Source organism: Paenibacillus sp. FSL K6-1096, assembly GCF_037977055.1.
Taxonomy (GTDB): Bacteria; Bacillota; Bacilli; order Paenibacillales; family Paenibacillaceae; genus Paenibacillus_AQ.
Genome location: NZ_CP150274.1, coordinates 3478668 through 3494822, shown reverse-complemented (window position 1 = coordinate 3494822; position 16155 = coordinate 3478668). Strand labels below are relative to the sequence as shown.

The window sequence follows — 16155 nt, the reverse complement described above, 5'->3', positions numbered from 1 at the left end:
GGAACAATCAATGACAATCAAGCTTACTCCCTACATCACCCTGGAGGGGCGCACGCAGGAGGCTATTCAGTTCTATGGACAGGTGATGGGGGCTGAAGTCCTCTCCCTCCTGACGTACGGTGATATGCCGGACCTCCCGGACACGTTCCCGGATGCGATGCGCAGCCTGGTGGCTCATGCCAAGGTGCAGGTGGGCGGCACGGAGCTGATGTTCTCGGATGCTCCCGGCGGAACGCCGATACAGAGCGGGAAGCGGGTAACAATCTGCGTTACTACGGATAGTGTGGAGGAGTCGCAGAGAATTTTTGATGCCCTTCAAGAGGGCGGGGAGGTCAACATGCCGTTTCGGGAGGAGCCGTTCAGCCCCGGCTTCGGCGATCTGACCGACAAGTTCGGGGTGACCTTCCAGATCTATACCGAGCTTGGGTAGAGCGGAGAAATTGTAGCGGAGAGGATCAATCATGAATAAGACGAACGTTGAAGTACCCATACGTTGTACAGGAGTTGCCGTAGTATTGCTGAAGAATACACCTTCTGGTCATCATGTCCTGTTATTGAAGCGGGCCGGTTCGGTACTCAGGGATGCCTGGTGCTACATCGGCGGGGGGATTGAAGCAGGGGAACAGGCGTGGGAAGCTGCGCTGAGGGAGATTCGGGAGGAGACGGGGATTACCCGGGTCACTCTCTACACCTCCAATACCTTCGACCAGATCTATTCGGCACAAGAAAACTATATCTACGTCGCACCAGTGTTCGTAGGATACGTGGATGAGACCCAAGAGGTCATTCTGAATCATGAGCATAGTGATTATGAATGGCTGCCGGTGAATGAGGCCATCGAAAGGGTTGCTTTGCCAGGAAACGATACCGTGCTTGCTTCGGTCGAGAAGCATTTCATCAAGAAGACTCCAGGAGAGTGGTTGCGTGTTGACACGCCATAAGAGGGCCGGAGATAGGCTGCACGCGATGAGCGTGCGGCTTTCTTTTGCTTGCTGAGGAGTGCGTCTGCACAATGTAATCGAAAAACCGACCACATTGGGCGCTGCCTGGGCGTACGGACCAAATGTAATCGAAAAACCGACTACATTCGGCGCTGCGAGGGCGTGCGGGCCAAATGTAATCGAAAAACCGACTACATTCGGCGCTGCGAGGGCGTGCGGACCAAATGTGTTCATGGGCGGTCTTGACTGGTAGCGTAATTCTACCGCCGGGCGGGTCCGTTTTTTTATGCTTTGCGCAGAATAGCCAGTCCATGCAAGCTATACCCAAGCAGACTCTTGTCTTCACAGGTCCGCAGATGAAGCTGAAGCCAGCGTTCGAAATTTTCTTGCTGTGCCTCATTGATGTGCTTAGCAAACAGATAACCGACCCCGTCTGTTCCAATATGGGCTACAATCTCTGTGTGATAGGCTGCTGCTATGTGTTCCATTTCCGAGGGAGACATATGTAGGAATAGACCATCCTTCGTCTGGTTGGCATGCCAGGTAAGTACATCTTCCATATTCCCCAATCTATCGCCTACACTCAATAATGAAACGGCTGCATTGTTAATATAGGAGACTGCCAGCATCCCTCCTGGCTTCAGCACGCGAAGGCACTCGGTCATGGCCAGCTGCCTGTGTTCAGTGCCGATATGGTAAAAAGCTCCCATGTTCAAAACGACATCAAAGGTTTCACTGTCAAAACGGGATAGATCTGTGATGCTTCCTGTATACATATCCGCCAATACCGGGTGCTTGCTCTGCTTCTCTCTTATGAGTTCTACATGATGCGGAACGAGATCTCCGGCTACGACCTTATGCCCCAATTCTGCCAGCGGAAAAGAGTAATTCCCTGTCCCTGCGCAGCCGTCAAGAATGTATGCTTCCTGCTTAAACAGCTTTTTGAAATAGGCCATCGTAGTGATCCATTCGATCTGATGACCGTTATCCCGGGACAGTCTTCCCTCCTCATCATAGGAATCATAGTAATCGGTTATCGCATTCACCATTATTGCCCTCCTTATCGTTGGCGGGCCTCATCACACACAACTGCCCTCCCCCAACCTTAACGGATCGGGGGAGGGCAGGCTATGACCAGAATTACTTGAAGATCCGCTGCGAGAACTGGTACAATCCGCTGCTCCAGACCTTGCCTTCATGTCCGCCTACATCCAGATACCACAGATGCGGGACGTTCATGCTGTTCAGGCTGTTATGGAAGTTCTGGCTGATATACAAGAGGCCGTCCGAAGCGCCGCAGGAGAGCCAGAGCAGCTTCAGCTGGCTGGCCGTCTGAGCCGGATTGGTGATCAGCTGTGAAGCCGGCTTCGTATTCGGGGCAGACGAGAACGCACCGATCCAGGAGAACTTGTCCAGATGCTTAAGCCCGAAGTTCAGCGTCTGGCCGCCGCCCATCGATAAGCCGGCCAGGGCGCGGTTTTGCTTGTTTTTGTATACCGGGAAGTGGGAGTCAACATAAGGAATGAGATCATTAATCAGGTCGAATTCAAACCGCTCGAAGGCGGCTACCTTGTCCGGTGCATAAATATCGCCGATTGGACGGTCATCCGCCATCGCGCGGCCGTTCGGGAACACCACGATCATCGGTTCTAGCTTGTTCTCGGAGTACAGGTTGTCCAGAATATTGCGCGGATTCATGCCGTTCAGCCACTCATACTGGTCACCGCCAATGCCGTGCAGCAGGTAGAGAACGTTATAGGTCTTGGAAGGATTATAGCCTGGAGGGGTGTAGACCATTGCGTTCCGGGTCTTGCCCACTGTAGTCGAATAGTAGGAGATCTGCTGAACATTGCCGTGCGGGATATTATTGCGGTACCCGTCATAGCCTTGCGGAGCAGGCGTGATGGTACTGGTTACAGCCGCAGCGGCATCCGCAGAGAGGCTCAGATCCTGCTCTTCGGCTACAGGCGAGGCATAGGACATTGCGGGCAGCATCAGCGCTGCCGTCAGAGCCAGAGCGGCAATACGGGTGACAATCTTCTTCATTTCACATATCCTCCTTAAAATATATTTGCATATGGAAGCGCATCCAATTTGAGGATACCATATTTAACATATTATGTAAATTAGATTTTTTGGAAAAATAAAGCGCTTTAAAATGGTTGACAGCGCTTGTCTAATAAATATACAATATGGACATATTAAGGAGTGTCACTGATACGATCAGGCACCACCATTGTCAATGAGTATACAAGAATCCTCTTGTGTATCAGACTTTGGTGGTTTTTTGTTTTCAGAGGGGGGAATTAAGTGATATTCAAGAAATCCCTAAACAACAACATTGCTCTGGCAGAAGACCCGGAAGGAAATGAATTGATTGTAATTGGCACTGGAATTGGGTTCAAAAAAGTAAAGGGGCAGACGCTAAGGCGGGAAGAGATTCAAAAAACCTTCCGCATTGGCGCGGATGAAAGGTACCAGCGGATCGAGCAGTTCTTCAACGAGATTCCTCTGCCGGTCATCGATATTGCCGATCAGATCATCCAGCTCGGTCATCAGTATATTGGGGCAAGGATCAATGATTCCATCCTGCTGCCGTTATCCGACCATATCCATTATGCCCTGGAACGGCTGGAGAAAAAGCTGGAGATTCAAAGTCCGCTGCAGTGGGAGGTCAGACATCTGTACCCCAAAGAGTTCATGGCCGGCCAGAAGGCCGTAGCTCTGATCAATGAGGCCTTTCAGGTGATCTTACCCGAGTCTGAGGCCAGCTTCATCGCCCTGCACTTCGTCAATGCCCAAATTGAACACGGCACGATGAATCAGACGCTTAAGATTACAACGATGATTAATCAGATTCTCCATTTGATGACAGAGCATTTTAATATGAAGCTGGAGCAGGATTCTATGAACTACTCCAGATTTATAACGCATCTCAGGTACTTTATTGTCAGGCAAATGAACAAGGTCACGCTGTCCTTCAAGGATGAGCATTTCCTGTATGATGTTCTATCCGAGAGATACCCGGACAGTTACGAATGTGTTCGCAAGATCAAGCAATTTGTAGAGCAGGAATATGGTTTTCATATCAATAAGGACGAAATGGTCTATCTGATCATTCACGTGGAGCGGATGACTTCGCGCTCCGGTGCAGAATGAGCCTCTGTCCTTAACATATGGAGTGTTACTGACCCGATCAGGCACCACCAAATGTACCGAATCTGCGGTGATCCGCAGGCTTGGAGCGCATTTGGTTTTTTTATGCCTACATTACTAGGAGGAATGACAAGTGAACAACAGAGAGCTATCCCAGGAAATTATCCGTCATATGGGCGGACAGGGGAACATAGATCAGGCCTGGCACTGTATCACCAGATTGCGCTTCAATGTGAAGGATGAGAAGCAGGTTCAGATCGCTGAAATCGGGAAGCTGAATGGTGTACTCGGGGCTCAATTCCAGAACGATCAGTTCCAGGTTGTTATCGGAAATAATGTCGCTGCAGTCTACACAGAGATTGAGAATGTCCTTAAGGAATCGCCTGCGTCCGGTGCCGGCGGAGCGGAGCGTTCCGGCCCGGGAACGGGAGCAAGAGCAAGAGGCATCAATGCCGTCCTGGATACGATCTCGGGAATATTTACACCCATTCTGCCGGCAATTGTCGGTGCGGGAATGCTCAAAGGGGTGCTTGCCCTGCTGGTCGCACTTGGCTGGATGCAGGAGACCAGCGGTGAATACAATGTTTTTACTATCATCTCGAATGCTTCCTTCTACTTCCTGCCATTTCTGCTGGCGGTATCTGCGGCCCGGAAGTTCAAGGTGAATGAGTATCTGGCCTTGACGCTTGCAGGAACTCTTCTATATCCAACGATTCTGGATGCGTATAACGCAGGGAAGCTGGAAGCCATCCCGTTCCTGGGCCTTCCCGTCTCCATAGTGAATTACACCCAATCGGTGATTCCGATCATTCTGGGGGTGTGGCTGCTCAGTTATATCTACCGCCTGGTCGACCGGCTGATTCCGAATACGCTCAAAATCATAATTACGCCTATGCTGGTTCTTGCCATTACGGTTCCTATCCTGCTTATTGCGATTGGACCGCTCGGCAACTACGGCGGGATGTACCTGGAAAGAGGCGTATCCTGGCTGTTCGCCCATTCCGGTCCGCTGACCGGGATTGTACTTGGAGGCTTAATGCCGCTGATTGTCATGACAGGGATGCATTACGCATTTTTCCCGGGAACCTTACAAAATCTGAGCAAGCTCGGCTATGATGTTCTGCTGCTGCCGATCAACCTGATTGCCAATCTGAGCCAAGCGGGTGCTGTCCTGGCTGTTTTCCTCCGCACCAAGGATGCAAAGCTGAAATCGGTAGCGCTGTCCAGCGGGATATCCGCCTTGCTCGGTATTACAGAGCCTGCTTTGTATGGTGTCAGCCTTAAGCTCAAAAGACCCTTCTATGCCTCGATCCTTGGAGGCGCTGCCGGGGGCGGATTCATTACAGCGGTGGGCCTGAAATGCTACGGCTTCGCCGTCCCGGGCCTGTTATCGCTTCCGCTCTATATCCAGCCTGACCAGGGAATGAAGAATTTCATCTATGCACTTATTGGAGTGGCTATCAGCTTCGGGGTCTCGTTCATCATGACGCTGGTGCTCGGCTGGGAGGACCCGGAGGGGGCAAGAGCTGGCAAGCAGGAGGACCGGATAGAGACTCAGACTCCAAGCGATAAAGAAGGAACTGGCGGGGCAGCACCTGCTGTTGTCCAATCGATCCAGGATAAAAAGGGGGAAATCTTTAGCCCCTTCCAGGGCGAGGTGGTTCCGCTTCACCGTTTGCCGGACAAGACCTTCGCAGACGAGCTGACGGGGAAAGGCATTGCAGTGAAGCCGCTTGAGGGGCGGATGACGGCTCCTTTTGACGGAGTGGTTACTATGGTGGCCAAATCCAAGCACGCGGTAATGCTCCGCTCCACAGAGGGAATTGAGGTGCTGCTCCATATCGGTCTGAACACGGTATCACTGAAGGGACAGCACTTCGATGTGAAGGTCACCACCGGGCAACAGGTGCAGCAAGGCGAGCTGCTCGTCGAGTTTGACCTGAAGGCGATAGAAGCCAAGGGCCTGAATACAGTCTCGCCCGTCATTGTGACCAATACACCGGATTATCTGGATGTCATTCCTGTCCAGGTGGAGGGGGTGATGCCGATGAATGGCCTGCTTCTGTTCACCATTAAATAATGCTCAGCACTACAAAAATATACAATTTGGAAGGAGTTCGATCAATCATGGCTAAACACACAGAGGGCTTATCTTTTCCGCAAGGATTCTTATGGGGTGGAGCAACAGCAGCCAACCAATTGGAGGGGGCTTATGATGCCGATGGCAAAGGCCTGTCCACTTCCGATATGGCACCCTTTGTCCCTTATGAACAGCGTGGCGGCAAGGATTTCACGTTCGATGTGGATTCTGTCCAGCTTGAGGAATATCTGAGCGGGAACAGCGGCGTGTATTTCCCCAAGCGTAACGGGGTAGATTTCTACAATCATTATAAAGAGGATATCGCACTTTTTGCCGAAATGGGATTTAAGGTTTTTCGTCTTTCGATTGCCTGGACACGCATTTATCCTACGGGAGAAGAAACGGTGCCGAATGAAGCCGGACTGGCTTTTTACGATAAAGTATTCGATGAGCTGTTGAAGTATGGCATTGAGCCGCTGGTTACCATCTCTCATTATGAAATGCCGGTGGAGCTGTCGAGAAAATATAACGGCTGGGAAAACCGCATCATGATCGACCTGTATCTGAAGTTTGCCAATACGCTATTTGACCGCTACAAAGATAAAGTAAAGTACTGGATCACTTTCAATGAAATGAATATGATTCTGACCAGCCTGTATACCGGAGGCGGTATTCTTGAAGACCGCATTCAGGGAACGAAGGAGCAGGTGGCGTATCAGGCAACCCATCACCAGTTCGTGGCCAGTGCGCTGGCAGTCAAGAGCGGCAAGGAGAAGATGCCGGGTGCTCAAATTGGCTGCATGATCTGCCGTCTGGAGACTTATGCCGCCTCCAGCAAGCCGGAGGATGTGCTGCAGACGCTGAAGGAAGACCAGATGAACCTGTTCTACCCGGAGGTTCAGGCGCGCGGGGAATATCCGTCCTACATGCAGCGTTACTTCAAAGAGAACGGGATCGAGCTGGTGAAGGAGCCTGGGGATGATCAGATTATCAAAGACAATACCGTTGACTTCATCGCATTCAGCTATTATATGACCTATATTGGCAAATACGACCCGAATGACAACAGCAACTCGGGGATGCTCGTCAGCCAGATCAAGAACCCGCATCTTCAGGTGACAGAATGGGGCTGGCCGATTGATCCGGTTGGCCTGAGAATTGCACTGAACCGCCTGTATGACCGCTACCGGATGCCTTTATTCGTTGTAGAGAACGGACTTGGCGCAAGGGATATGGTGGAAGAAGACGGCTCTATTCACGATTCCTACCGGATTGATTATCTCCAGAAGCATATTGAGCAGATGAGTGAGGCCGTCCAGGATGGAGTCGAGCTGATGGGCTTCACCAGCTGGGGGCCGATTGATATCATCAGTTGTTCAACCTCTGAGATGGAGAAGCGCTATGGCTTCATCTATGTCGATCAGGACAACGCCGGCAAGGGAACCTTGAAGCGATCCCGCAAGGACTCCTTCTACTGGTACAAGCAAGTGATTGAGAGTAATGGTGCAAAAATATAAACAAGACCCGCCGGACTATGTTCCGGCGGTTTTTTTTGACACGGGAGGGGGGCGTTCCATTGCTTAGAGCTTGCGATACTGAGCATCATGCTTGCTTATGATGAACCCCGGTAGTTGCCCCTGTCAATAAGGTAAAACGTCAAGTAGAACATCTTTCCTTTCGACCTTATAGAGGGTCTCGAATGCGGCTGCTACTCCAGCGGCCGCGAAAATCAGACTGATCCACGGATTTGAACCGAAGATTATGTCGTTGTTTGGAGCGTTAATCGGCAAATACAGAATGATTGCCAGAACGAACGACGCAATAAGCAGAGCTGTCGCCGATCTTTTGCTCATTCCGATGCTTAGAGGGATGAAGCTCGCAGCCACAGTCAGAAGGGACTGGAATCCCGTTTCCCCAATAAGTCGCCTATCGGCGAACACCGAGATCGGTTCTGGAATGAAATGTTTAAATGGGCTGACAACGTAAAAGAAAGCAACCGAAACCGACATGGAAACGAGCATGAAGACGAACCCGAGCAACATGACTAAAAGGAGTTTGGCAAGCAGCAGATTCCTCCGTGAAATGGGATAGAGGAACAGAGTCGAGATGGTTCCGGTTTTATACTCCCCGACTACGAGCTGTGCTAGCAGAATAGCCATTAGCAGGGTAGCTGATATCTTCACCATCGTTAGCGCAGCCTTATAAACAAACTCATAGTTGGGATAACTAGGATACATCATTTGAACGTCAAGCGGGTCTAATACGGACAAGAGGGAATAAATGATTCCAACAATTGCAGCATTCAGAAGGCAAAAGCCGATGATGTAAGGGCCGAGCTTAATCTTTTTGAGCTCAAGTTTCATCAGATGAATCATCTCGATCTCCACCATTTCCAATGATTATGCTGTGTGATGATAGTATAACATGGACCGGTCACAGACCGTGAAATTGAACGTTAGGATAGCTCTCAATTCGCGAGAAGCTTGTCTTATCTCCTTTGAGATAATAATCGAAGAAGGCGACCGTATACTTGTTAATGATCATGTGCTTTTCTTTAAGGTCCCCTTTCGGCGCAAAAAGCAGGGGCGCATAAAGTGGCAAATCGGAAAAGGTGAGGTGGGAGCTGTTTGGTAAAACGAGCGCTAACGCGCCAGCTGCCAGCATTCTTTCCCTTCGAGCCATCAGATCATCCATATTGGCTTTATGCCAGGCTTTTGGTTTTCCAGACTGTTTCAATACTTCGTCTTCGGTATAGGAATCCAAGGATTTGTTGAAAGCCTCTACATCAAGCGAGGCATCCGCAGCCATCATAAACAACGGTTTATGAAGCAGTTTGAAATCAACCGGTAAACCAAAAATTCCTCCGTCCATATTCAAGGCGGCTTTGACACGCGCATCATTTTGCAGCATGTATACCGATGTGGACCCGCCATACGAGTGTCCAAGCATACCAATACGCTGCAGATCCATTTTGTGCTGGAACCACTCACTGCCATTGAGTTTATCGAGCTGATCTAAGACGAACGTCGCTTCCGTCGCCCAGTCATTCATATGCCGATCCTGTTCGGCTGTTTCTGCCCCGACGAGGTTCTGATGCTCGTCTCGAACGACACGGCCGTCCGGAAAAACCGTTGCCGCGGCATATGTGGGATAATCGATGCTCAAGACGATATAGCCGTGACTCGCCAATTCCTCCATTTGAAACGTGTTCTGATTCCGAACTCCGCCCAAGCCATGCGAGAAGACAAGAACCGGATAAGAGGGCTGCGAGGATGACAGCTTGGTTTCCCAATAAGCATGTGTTCGAATGTGCGCCAAGTGCCGGAAAGTGCCCCCCGGAAACCCCAACATTTTTGACAGGGCTGTCGTCACCTCAGGAACATCTTGAATATAAGCTGTTCGTTTATCGGAGCTTCCCACCTCCGAAGGATACCAGCTTTGAACCATAAGCTCCTTGCCCGCGTCCTGCAGATGAATGACACGGGTTCCGATGGAATAAGAGCCGGTCGGTTTAGCGAATTGAAAGATCGGCATCACCGCAGGAAGAAAGAAGGAAACGACCGCATAAATCGTAAGGACCACAAAACTCGGTACGACGACCCACCATTTTCTTCTGCCGGTCTTGTTCCTTCGGTAAACCATATAGAGCCCTATAAATATAGGCGCGGCGTAACCGGGAATCATCTGCCACCTGGCCCCGTCAATCCCCAAATGAGCAAGCGTAACTATCAGAGCTGCACCTGCGGGCCATTCTTGCCGCCATGAAGCATTCGCCTTTCTCTTCTTCCCGATCACCCAACCTAATAAGCCAAAATTGACGACTAACGTACACAATTCCAGTAAAGTCATTCGTTTCCACCCTTCGCTGTTTCTTAGTTAAAAGTATAACCACCGGAACTTTCTTGTTCCTTACGCAAATCTTACTTATCTCTTAAGTCAGGGTTGTTCCGGATTATCTCGGAGATCGGACGCAACGGGTCATACCCGAAGAGGCAGGGTAATAGAAAGGTATAGAAGCTTCCAAATATCTGGATTTGCGGCATCAGCCAACGACTGGAGGGATGGATCATGATAGGACAGAGTGTATCAGGAATCAGTCCGGTGCAGGTCATCATGGCCTACGGCGGCACACAGAGCGATGTCAGTTCCCTGGAGAAGCAGCGGGACCGGCTGATGCTGGAGCTGGACCGGGTGAACGCGGGGCAGAGCAGCGAGGCCATACCTTACCGCCGTGAGCAGCTGCAGCGGCAGATCCGGCTGCTGGAGGTGCAGCTTGCCCGCAAGGCCGGAAGCAGCGCTTCCGCAGAGGTGAGCACCGTCTTCCAGAATGTCCAGGCTCCGCCTGCGAGGACAGAGTGGAAGGGCTTCCTGAAGGGGATCGGCCAGACGGATCCGCGGACAGCGACAGTGAATGCAGAGGGGCGCTTCGAAGCATTCATCTGATGCATTACATCTAAAGTTAACAGATGGTGCAGAACAGTATAATTGTATCCCTGGAGAGTGGGTTTGCCACCCTCCTTTCTTTTTGGCCCGGGATTATAGTAGGGAATGACTCTATGTATGCCGCCGAAAAATGAAAGCGGTTGCCTGGAGCCAAATCGATCTGGAGGAGGTATTTATGCTTACTCGCAAAGTAATGAGATTGCTGCTGGTGCTTGCCGTCGCTTTCACGGGATTCATCCCGCCGCAGACCGCCGGTGCGGCTGAGCCGGAGCCGGGAACGGAGCCGGTGCAGCAGGTGGCCGCCGCCGGCCCGGCAACCATCCAGAATTACCCGATGCCGTCTATCTATACTCCGTCTTCTGTCTACTCGTTGAAGGTGAACAATGAGAGCGTCCCTGTCGTCAAGTATTTGCCCGATTATGACTATGCCCAGTTCTCTTTTGAAGGAACCATCAGCCTTGAGGTGACGGCAGACCAGCCGATTACCTCCTATTCGATCAGCCCGCTGGCCAAGAACATCACGGGGACGGTCAACGGCAACAAGCTGACCTTCACCCTGTCGGCCTCTACCTATGTAATCGTAGATATTAATGCGCCTGCGAACGAAGACCCGAATGAGAAGGACCCGGACAAGCGCCGTAAAAGACTCGTGATCGCCGCCGATCCGCTGGAGACAGACATTCCCGCATCCTCCGGCCCGGGAATCTACAATGTGACCGCTGCACCGTACAACGCTGACAAGACGGGGGCAACGATCACCTCGGGTGCCATCCAGCAGGCGATCGATGCGGCCAGTCAGGCTGGAGGCGGTATCGTCTACATTCCTGCGGGTGTGTACAAGAGCAGCAATCTGACGCTGAAAAGCAATGTCACGTTCTACCTGGCCGGGGGTGCAGTCATCGTCGGCACAGGCCGGGGTGAGGACTACCGGAATGACTTCCGCAAGGATTCGATCTCGGATGGAACCTATTTTATCCGCACCGCCACCAATTCCGTGAATATCACCATGCGCGGACGCGGAACGATTGACGGTAAAGGGATAGAAATGCGCAAACGCAAGATGACCAACCCGCCTGCAACCCATAAGCAGGGAGAAGGATTCATCAATAACCTGGTGGTGCCGATGGCGACCAGCAACTTCAAGTTCGACGGGTTAACCCTGCGGGACGGCGGCTTCTGGGCGTTCCTGGTGGTCCGCTCGGATAACGTGACCATCACTAACTACAAGGGTTACCAGGATTTATTTACGCTTGAGGATGATGCCATAGATATTAACGAGAGCCAGAACGTGCTGGTGAAGCATGCCCTTGCCATCTCGGATGACGATACCTTCTCCACCAAGACCTGGCCGCAAAAAGGAATGTCCAAGGACTGGCCGGGAGCCATCGAGCATCTGGAGAATGTGGTCTTCGAGGACTGCTTCGCCTGGACACGCTGCGCCGCCTTCAAGTTGGGCATGGGCATATGCACGCCGCAGATTGGCGTCACCATCCGCAATTCCTATGTCTATCAAAGCGCGCGGGCGCTGCTGGTGGATCATGCGTATACAGAGAATCCGCTCCCGGTCGAAGGCTGGGCCAAGGATGTGACCTTCGAGAATATTGATATTGAACGGGTAGGCATCAACCAGTTCGGAAATTACTGGCTGCGCGTCTCCACAAGCACATCCGGCGATGTAAGCAATGTCATTCTGAGAAACATCAATGTCCGCGAGACGGGAGGAGATTCCCCTATTCAGGGCAACCCCACCAGAGGCGGGATGGTGAACGGAGTGACTTTTGAAAATGTCGTGGTCAAAGGAACGCTTGCGAAAACCCTCAGTGATCTGAAGGTGAGCATCAAGAATGAGAATGTAAGCGGGGTCGTCTTCGCGAATACGGATCAGGCCTGGTTCAGCGATCACTTCACCTCCGGGCTGCTCCCGGATTGGACCGTAGCATCAGGTGCCAACAGTTGGGCGGTAACTGACCAGACGGGGAACCGGGTGCTGTCCACCAGCCAGACGATGGCGGCGCTGATCACCGCCAAGGCCGGTGTGTCCTGGACGGATTACACGTATGAGGCCAGAGCCAGACTGCCTCTCATTAATGGAAGCGAGAACGCAGGCATTGTCTTCCGGGTGCAGGATCAGAACAACTTCTATATGTACCGGATCAATGCCAGCACAAGCCAGCTGGAGCTCTACAAGGCTGTAGCCGGAACGTTGACGCAGGTCTCGACTACCTCGTTCGTGCCTGTCAAGAATCAATGGTATACCCTTAAGGCGACGGTCCAGGGTAATACCATCAAAGGGTATGTGGATGGAGTGCTGAAGACGACATGGACCAATACGGTCAATGAATTAACCTCCGGCGGAATCGGCTTCCGTACCACCTCAGCCGGGGTCTGGTATGACGATGCCAAGGTGACCGCTATTCACAATCCGCCTACTGATATCACTCTCAGCGCTACCCAGGTGCCGGAGCTGACCACACCAGGCGGTCTAGTGGGCACCTTCACTACAGCCCATCCGGATGCGGGAGCGACCTTTACTTACGCGCTGGTTCCCGGGCAAGGAGACGCCGATAACAGCAGCTTCTCCATTGCCCCGCAGGGAGATACGCTGATTCTCCGCACCACGCCGGATTATGAAGCGAAGAGCAGCTACAGCATCCGGGTGAAGAGCATAGATGCGAATGGCTTGTCTTTGGAGAAAAGCTTCACGATTCAGGTTACCGATGTGGATGAGACCCCGATTGATGCCAATCCTAATTCGGTCCGGTTCACGGATAACTTCGAGGATGGCGATACGACGGGCTGGACAGCTGCCAGCGGAACCTGGAGTGTAACTACAGACGGCAGTACCAAAGCCCTGATCCAGACGAAGGGGAATGTGACGGGGCTCATTACAGCCGGGAATTCATGGCAAGATATTGCTATGGAAGCCAAGGTGAAGGTTCCCATCACGAATGCCAATGCCGGCATTCTCTTCCGGGTGCAGGACGCCAACAACTATTACATGTACCGGCTCAACGTAAACAACAAGAAGCTGGAGCTGTTCAAGGCGGTTGGCGGAACACTGACCCCCGTGTCCAGCACCCTTTTCCCCGATGCGGCTGCGGGCCAGTGGTATACGCTGAAGGCAGTCATCAAAGGCAACAGAATTCTGGGCTTTGTGGACGGCCAGTTGAAGCTCGAATGGACGAACCCGATAACAGAATTAACCGCAGGGAAAATCGGCTTCAGAACAACCTCCCAGAATGCAGTGTTCGATAATGCCCGCGTTACAGGGATACACAAGGTGACGGCCAGTGCGCTTAAGACGGTAACCCAAGATGTGTATGAAGCAGTTACGCCTGCAGGCAACCGGCTTAGCGTTAACCCGGGCAGTCCCTTTGCCGGGGAGACACTTACTCTGACGGCTGAAGGCCGCAACCAGAGCCTGGAACCTGCTACCCCCGGAGAGGAACGTTATTATCCGGAAGCCTGGAGCTCCACCGGGGAAGGCATGGCCGGCGTATTCACCGTAACGGATGAGGTGTATCAGGCTGCCTATCTTCCGTCTGCCGCAGGTGATTACCAGATAACCGTCATCTACCGCAAGCAGATATGGGACGGCACAGCCTGGGCCGATACGGAGCTGACGGATACCCTGATTGTAGACATTAAGGTCATCCCGAAACCGGCAGACGTGGAGGGGGACAGCACGGATGAGCAGGACCCGCCGGTCCTCGGTTAACCTATAGTTTACTATCCCTATCCTGGTGTGTAAGCAGTGATATGCTTATGTGCCAGGTTTTTTTTGTGCTAAAAATGATTAGCGTATAAGTGCAACCAGTGCCCGGAATTCTCTACTATATAGATAAGAGGATGCCAAAGGAGAAACTAGCAGATGGAAGATCAGGGAATCATTCAGCTATACTTGCAGCGCTCACAGCAGGCCATCGCAGAGACCCGGAGTAAATACGGCGCGTATTGCCGGGCAATCGCCAGGAACATTGTCGCCAGCCCCTCCGATATGGAAGAGTGTGAGAACGACACCTATCTGGCTGCATGGAACACTATTCCGCCTAACCATCCCCGCCGGCTAAAGGTATTTCTGGGGCGGATCACCCGCAATATCGCGCTCGACAAGCATGGGTACAATACGGCCAAGAAGCGGAGCCGCCAGCTTGAGGTGATTCTGGAGGAGCTGGAGGACTGCCTGCCCGCAGCAGAGACGGTGGAAACCGAGTACGCCGCCGGGGAGACCGCGCGGTTAATCAACGAATTTCTGTACGGGCTGGAGGAGGAGGCGCGGCAGCTTTTTATCAGGCGGTATTGGTATTCGGATTCGGTGGAGGCGCTCGCCGGGCGGTTCAAGCTCAGCAGCAGCCAGGTGAAGTCCCGCTTATTCCGGATCAGACAGAAGCTTAGAGTACATCTGGAGCAGGGAGGCGTGCATCTATGAGACGGGAGGAGCTATTCCGGGAGATCGGGCAGATTGATGAGGCGCTGATTGAAGCGGCTGAACATAGCGGAGTAAGGGGCAGGGGCCGGAGCTTGCGAGACCGGTTCTCTAAAAAATGGATCGCCGTGGTCGCGTGCCTGATCGTATACAGTTCAACGGCTACCGCACTCCTCGCTACAGAATACAAGAAGAATAAAGCGGAAGAGCCTTACATCCGTTACCTGACTGCGGAGGACATGGAGTTAGCCCCTCCCGCGAAGTATGAGGCGGACAAATTCCTGCAGGCGTTAGCCAGCGGCAACGATGAATATGTGTACATTGCGGTGAACCGGCTGGTGGAGAGCTTCAATGATCCGCAGGCGCGTGAGGAGGCGCTGGAGAAGCTGCAGCCGTTCCTGAGGGACGATTCTCCGCGGATCGCGGAGTCGGCGGCTTTTGCCATCGATGTTCTGTCCAAAAGCTACCGCAGCCCCTACCTCCACAAAATGGCCGACGGGAGCATCATATTCGCCTTATTCAACAATTACTCGGATTATGGCACCCAGAATGTGCTGTGGCGGATTAAGGACGATGTGCTGGAGCCGTATTTCAGCTTCGCTGCCCCCTCGATGTACATTAAGGAGCTTCTCCCGTCCCCCGACCGGAAGCTGCTGGCGGTGGTGACCCGCTCGAACAAAAGTGAATACGTGCAGATCATGAATGTCGAAGAGGGCATGAACAGCCCGGAGCTGGTCGAATCGGCCAGAATCAAGGTTGGTACGCAGCAGAAGCTGAAGCTCTGGGCCCGCGCGGATCATGAGAATTATAGCTATGCGGACCATCTGGTGTGGCGGGATAATGGGACGTTGGCGTTCGAGGCGTCCCTGGCCTATCAGGATACGGAGGTCATAGAGAATGTTGCCGTAACGTACCGGTTCAGGGATAAGGTAATGGATATACAGCAGATGAAGTAGGCCATCTGTGTTTACAGTTAAGCAGCCGCGAAGAGAGAGGTAAGAGGTCTCTTTTCGCGGTTTTTTGCTGTGCAGAGCTGTGAATTTAAGAAAGATTTAATCTTTACCCGACTTCTTCTTAAAAAATTGAGCCTATTCTTGAGGACAGGGAGG

At 52.2% G+C, this 16155-nt stretch carries 13 protein-coding genes; 9 read left to right on the top strand and 4 right to left on the bottom strand.

The genetic code is table 11. The features are described 5' to 3' along the window. The first annotated feature begins 10 nt into the window (after nucleotides 1-10). Together MHI24_RS15480 and MHI24_RS15475 are read left to right on the top strand one after the other, a co-directional pair. Entirely contained in the window at nucleotides 11-430 is a 420-nt protein-coding gene (locus MHI24_RS15480) for a VOC family protein (protein WP_340026481.1), read from the top strand. Nucleotides 431-461: 31 nt separating this feature from the next. Then, on the top strand, nucleotides 462-941 hold the full coding sequence (locus MHI24_RS15475) for an NUDIX domain-containing protein (RefSeq protein ID WP_340026480.1): 480 nt from the start codon (nucleotides 462-464) through the stop codon (nucleotides 939-941). Nucleotides 942-1225: 284 nt separating this feature from the next. Here MHI24_RS15475 and MHI24_RS15470 read toward each other — a convergent pair whose 3' ends face one another. Together MHI24_RS15470 and MHI24_RS15465 are read right to left on the bottom strand one after the other, a co-directional pair. Next, nucleotides 1226-1990, bottom strand: coding sequence for a methyltransferase domain-containing protein (locus tag MHI24_RS15470; protein ID WP_340026479.1), 765 nt, complete (start codon nucleotides 1988-1990; stop codon nucleotides 1226-1228). 91 nt (nucleotides 1991-2081) lie between these two features. Then, complete coding sequence (locus tag MHI24_RS15465; protein ID WP_340026478.1) at nucleotides 2082-2987, bottom strand: alpha/beta hydrolase-fold protein; 906 nt, start codon at nucleotides 2985-2987, stop codon at nucleotides 2082-2084. Nucleotides 2988-3251: 264 nt separating this feature from the next. On the opposite strand from MHI24_RS15465, the gene MHI24_RS15460 reads away from it, so the two are divergent. The 3 genes from MHI24_RS15460 (at nucleotide 3252) to MHI24_RS15450 (ending at nucleotide 7694) form a co-directional block, all read left to right on the top strand. After that, a complete protein-coding gene (locus tag MHI24_RS15460; protein ID WP_340026477.1) occupies nucleotides 3252-4100 on the top strand; it encodes a PRD domain-containing protein in 849 nt (282 codons plus the stop codon). Nucleotides 4101-4230: 130 nt separating this feature from the next. Next, on the top strand, nucleotides 4231-6177 hold the full coding sequence (locus MHI24_RS15455) for a beta-glucoside-specific PTS transporter subunit IIABC (protein ID WP_340026476.1): 1947 nt from the start codon (nucleotides 4231-4233) through the stop codon (nucleotides 6175-6177). Nucleotides 6178-6224: 47 nt separating this feature from the next. Beyond that, on the top strand, nucleotides 6225-7694 hold the full coding sequence (locus MHI24_RS15450) for a family 1 glycosylhydrolase (RefSeq protein WP_340026475.1): 1470 nt from the start codon (nucleotides 6225-6227) through the stop codon (nucleotides 7692-7694). Nucleotides 7695-7817: 123 nt separating this feature from the next. Here the strand turns inward: MHI24_RS15450 and MHI24_RS15445 are convergent, their stop codons facing one another. Together MHI24_RS15445 and MHI24_RS15440 are read right to left on the bottom strand one after the other, a co-directional pair. Then, a complete protein-coding gene (locus tag MHI24_RS15445) occupies nucleotides 7818-8552 on the bottom strand; it encodes an ABC transporter permease (protein WP_340026474.1) in 735 nt (244 codons plus the stop codon). A 58-nt stretch (nucleotides 8553-8610) separates the two neighbouring features. Continuing rightward, nucleotides 8611-10026 carry an alpha/beta fold hydrolase gene (locus tag MHI24_RS15440; protein WP_340026473.1) on the bottom strand — a complete coding sequence of 472 codons (1416 nt, stop codon included), beginning with the start codon at nucleotides 10024-10026 and terminating at the stop codon, nucleotides 8611-8613. A 219-nt stretch (nucleotides 10027-10245) separates the two neighbouring features. Here MHI24_RS15440 and MHI24_RS15435 point away from each other — a divergent pair, with 219 nt between their 5' ends. The 4 genes from MHI24_RS15435 (at nucleotide 10246) to MHI24_RS15420 (ending at nucleotide 16002) form a co-directional block, all read left to right on the top strand. After that, complete coding sequence (locus MHI24_RS15435) at nucleotides 10246-10620, top strand: hypothetical protein (RefSeq protein ID WP_340026472.1); 375 nt, start codon at nucleotides 10246-10248, stop codon at nucleotides 10618-10620. A gap of 175 nt (nucleotides 10621-10795) precedes the next feature. Continuing rightward, nucleotides 10796-14338, top strand: a complete 3543-nt coding sequence (locus tag MHI24_RS15430) for a family 16 glycoside hydrolase (protein ID WP_340026471.1) — start codon at nucleotides 10796-10798, stop codon at nucleotides 14336-14338. 153 nt (nucleotides 14339-14491) lie between these two features. Beyond that, nucleotides 14492-15049: a sigma-70 family RNA polymerase sigma factor gene (locus MHI24_RS15425; protein WP_340026470.1), complete on the top strand. Its 558-nt coding sequence runs from the start codon at nucleotides 14492-14494 to the stop codon at nucleotides 15047-15049. Then, nucleotides 15046-16002, top strand: coding sequence for a hypothetical protein (locus tag MHI24_RS15420; protein ID WP_340026469.1), 957 nt, complete (start codon nucleotides 15046-15048; stop codon nucleotides 16000-16002). Before MHI24_RS15425 ends, MHI24_RS15420 begins: the two co-directional genes overlap by 4 nt. Nucleotides 16003-16155 lie beyond the last annotated feature (153 nt).

Coding starts and splice junctions, on each gene's coding strand:
- MHI24_RS15480 (WP_340026481.1), top strand. CDS start 11: ATGACAATCAAGCTTACTCCCTACATCACCCTGGAGGGGCGCACGCAG.
- MHI24_RS15475 (WP_340026480.1), top strand. CDS start 462: ATGAATAAGACGAACGTTGAAGTACCCATACGTTGTACAGGAGTTGCC.
- MHI24_RS15470 (WP_340026479.1), bottom strand. CDS start 1,990: ATGGTGAATGCGATAACCGATTACTATGATTCCTATGATGAGGAGGGA.
- MHI24_RS15465 (WP_340026478.1), bottom strand. CDS start 2,987: ATGAAGAAGATTGTCACCCGTATTGCCGCTCTGGCTCTGACGGCAGCG.
- MHI24_RS15450 (WP_340026475.1), top strand. CDS start 6,225: ATGGCTAAACACACAGAGGGCTTATCTTTTCCGCAAGGATTCTTATGG.
- MHI24_RS15445 (WP_340026474.1), bottom strand. CDS start 8,552: ATGATTCATCTGATGAAACTTGAGCTCAAAAAGATTAAGCTCGGCCCT.
- MHI24_RS15440 (WP_340026473.1), bottom strand. CDS start 10,026: ATGACTTTACTGGAATTGTGTACGTTAGTCGTCAATTTTGGCTTATTA.
- MHI24_RS15435 (WP_340026472.1), top strand. CDS start 10,246: ATGATAGGACAGAGTGTATCAGGAATCAGTCCGGTGCAGGTCATCATG.
- MHI24_RS15430 (WP_340026471.1), top strand. CDS start 10,796: ATGCTTACTCGCAAAGTAATGAGATTGCTGCTGGTGCTTGCCGTCGCT.
- MHI24_RS15425 (WP_340026470.1), top strand. CDS start 14,492: ATGGAAGATCAGGGAATCATTCAGCTATACTTGCAGCGCTCACAGCAG.
- MHI24_RS15420 (WP_340026469.1), top strand. CDS start 15,046: ATGAGACGGGAGGAGCTATTCCGGGAGATCGGGCAGATTGATGAGGCG.